This is a genomic window from Sphingomonas bacterium (assembly GCF_903644055.1).
Taxonomy (GTDB): Bacteria; Pseudomonadota; Alphaproteobacteria; order Sphingomonadales; family Sphingomonadaceae; genus Sphingomonas_I.
The window spans coordinates 1-2,837 of sequence record NZ_CAHJXD010000212.1 but is presented as its reverse complement, the minus strand read 5'-3'; the positions used below and the strand labels follow the sequence as shown (position 1 = coordinate 2,837).

At 65.0% G+C, this 2,837-nt stretch carries 4 protein-coding genes; 3 read left to right on the top strand and 1 reads right to left on the bottom strand.

Annotation, left to right across the window (positions count from 1 at the left end):
* Nucleotides 1–259: 259 nt before the first annotated feature.
* Nucleotides 260–889, bottom strand: coding sequence for a PEPxxWA-CTERM sorting domain-containing protein (locus HUU94_RS12835; RefSeq protein WP_254602107.1), 630 nt, complete (start codon nt 887–889; stop codon nt 260–262).
* A 189-nt stretch (nt 890–1,078) separates the two neighbouring features.
* Between HUU94_RS12835 and HUU94_RS09350 the strand changes: the two genes are divergently transcribed.
* The 3 genes from HUU94_RS09350 to HUU94_RS09340 form a co-directional block, all read left to right on the top strand.
* Nucleotides 1,079–2,383, top strand: coding sequence for a dicarboxylate/amino acid:cation symporter (locus HUU94_RS09350; protein ID WP_174274816.1), 1,305 nt, complete (start codon nt 1,079–1,081; stop codon nt 2,381–2,383).
* Between the two features lie 46 nt (nt 2,384–2,429).
* On the top strand, nt 2,430–2,654 hold the full coding sequence (locus HUU94_RS09345) for a hypothetical protein (RefSeq protein WP_174274815.1): 225 nt from the start codon (nt 2,430–2,432) through the stop codon (nt 2,652–2,654).
* The coding region (locus HUU94_RS09340) for a cell division protein ZapA (RefSeq protein ID WP_174274814.1) at nt 2,654–2,837 on the top strand (184 nt) is incomplete at its 3' end. The genes HUU94_RS09345 and HUU94_RS09340, both read left to right, overlap by 1 nt.

Genomic DNA, 2,837 nt, shown 5'->3' with positions numbered 1-2,837 from the left:
TGGTCGCAAAAAATAGAACCTGGACAACCCAACCCGCTTGACCCCCAACACAGATGCTACTCGGTCTCACCTCAGCATGAGCGGGTAACGCTAAAATCATCCGACCTAGCCAGACGTGCGACGGACATGAAAAAGGCCGCCGGTCCTGCGACCGGCGGCCTTTTCATTCGTCCGCTGAGTCTGTCGTGTTGACTTTAACTCTCGTCACCCCGGCCTTGAGCCGGGGTGACGTTTCAGCTTGAACAGGACAGCCGCCAGATCAGCCGAAGGTGACGACCGCTGCGGTGCGCTTGCGGCGGAGCGTGGCGCCCAGCAGACCGAAGCCGCCGACCATCATCGCCCACGAAGCAGGCTCCGGCACGGAGCCCGCTGGCGGAACCGCCAGCGTTCCCGAAGCCGAGAAGCCGGAGTTTCCGGTCTGGTTGAACGTCATCGTCAGCGAAGTCGGCGTGGCGGTGTAGCCCAGGTTCGTGTCCACCGTCGAGCCGAGCAGGTAAAGCCCGAAGCTCTGCGAGACACCGGGATTGACCGTATAAGCCGTCGTCGTAACGCTATCGAGCGAGAAGATATATTGTCCGCTAGAGCCGTCAGCGAAGCTGAAGAAGTTGTTCACGACCTGCGATATGGTCGAATTTACGGTTGTCGAGAAGGAAAGCGTTCCCAACATCGACCCCAACAGGCCGCCAACCGCCGAGAAGCCGCCAGTGCCGGTAAGCTCGAACGTCGTGCCGTTGAAAGCGACGGTCGACGGCGAGACCGAATAGTTCACGGCCGGCTGGGTCAGGTTGACGTAGGATACGGTGCCATCGGGAATCTGAGCCGCGAAAGCCGGACCGGCAACGCAGATGGCTGCGGCGGCAAGCAGCGCCGAGCGCGTGAGAAGCTTCATGTAATCCCCCAAAAACCGTTACTGAACGAGAAACGCCCCAGCGCTTCGTCTTCACGCAGCCCTCTAGCAGAAGTGTGCAGGTGCACAATAGGATGTATTCCGATTAGGATGTTTTAACGCCTTTTTACCATTTTTTACAATTGGCCGCGCCATGTTGCAGCAGCGTCGTGGGCGCTCTAGCCTCGTCCGATGCCACCGCTCGCATCTGCCCAACCCCGCACGGCCTGGTGGCGGCAGCTCTACTGGCAGGTGCTGACGGCGATCCTGCTGGGGGTGCTGGTGGGCCATTTCGCCCCGCAGGCCGGCATCGCGCTGAAGCCGCTGGGCGACGGCTTCGTCAAGCTGGTGAAGATGATCATCGCGCCGGTCATCTTCCTGACGATCGTCACGGGCATCGCGCACCTGCGCGAGCTCGGCGCGCTGGGGCGGATCGCTGGCAAGGCGTTCCTGTATTTCCTGTTCTTCTCGACGGTCGCGCTGCTCGTGGGGCTCGCGGTCGCGAACATCGTCCAGCCAGGCGCGGGGCTGCATATCGACCCCGCCACGCTCGATGCGCGCAAGATCGCCGATTATGCCGCCAAGGCGCACGATCGGACGATCGCGGGGTTCCTGCTCGGGATCATTCCGGACACGCTGGTGAGCGCGCTCGCCGGCGGCGACGTGCTTCAGGTGCTGCTCGTCGCGATCCTCGCGGGTATCGCCATCGCCTTGGTAGGCGATCGCGCTCAGCCGCTGCTCGACCTGTTCGAAAGCGCGAGCGCGGTCGTGTTCCGCATCACCGCGATCCTGATGCGCGCGGCGCCGGTCGGCGCGTTCGGGGCGATGGCGTTCACGATCGGCCAATATGGCATCGCCGCGCTGGGCAGCCTGATCGCCCTGGTCGCGACTTTCTATCTGACCGCTTTGCTGTTCGTTCTCGTCATCCTCGGTCTGGTCTGCCGGGCGTGCGGCTTCTCGATATTGCGCCTGCTCCGCTATCTCGCGCCGGAGCTGCTGCTCGTGCTGGGAACCTCCTCGTCGGAGGCGGCGCTCCCCGGGCTGATCGCCAAGATGGAGGCGGCGGGGTGCGCCAAGCCGGTGGTCGGCGTCGTCGTGCCCACGGGCTATTCGTTCAACCTCGACGGCACCAACATCTATATGACGCTCGCCGCGCTGTTCATCGCGCAGGCCCTGGGCATTCCCCTGTCGTGGGGCGATCAATTCCTGCTGCTCGGCGTGGCGATGCTGTCGTCCAAGGGCGCGGCGGGGGTGACCGGCGCAGGCTTCGTCACGCTCGCCGCGACGCTCTCGATCATCCCCTCGATTCCCGTGGCCGGACTGGCGCTGATCCTCGGCGTCGACCGCTTCATGAGCGAGTGCCGCAGCCTGACCAATTTCGTCGGCAACGCCGTCGCCACGATCGTCGTCGCGCGGTGGGAGGGCGCGCTGGATCGCGTGCAGCTCGCTCGCGCGCTGGACCGCAGAGGAGAGGATGCCGCGATCGAGGAAGCGTGAAGCGGCTCGGCTTGTTCGCAGGATTTGTGCTGCTATCCTCTCCGCCATGGCCGATGGCGACTTGCAGGCTGTTCTTTCCCGAATCGAACAGGCGCTCGCGCGCCTTGAGCGAATCGATCCGCCGCGCGCGCCGCAAGGCGGCCTCGCCGAGGCCTATGCGCTGCTCGACGAGCGGCACGGGCTGCTGCGGCTGCGCATCCAGGAGACGATCGATCGCCTCGATGCGCTGGTCGCGGGCGGTGGTGGTCTGCCGGGCAAGTCCGCCGCCTGATGGCGCAGGTCACGCTCTCCGTGGGGGGTCGCAACTACGACCTCATGTGCCACGCGGGCGAGGAACGGCATTACGAGAGGCTCGCGGCACGGATCGACGCGAAGGCGCAGGCGGTGCGCGGCGCAGTCGGCGGGGTGAGCGAATCGCGCCAGTTGCTGCTCGCGGCGCTCTTGCTCGCCGATG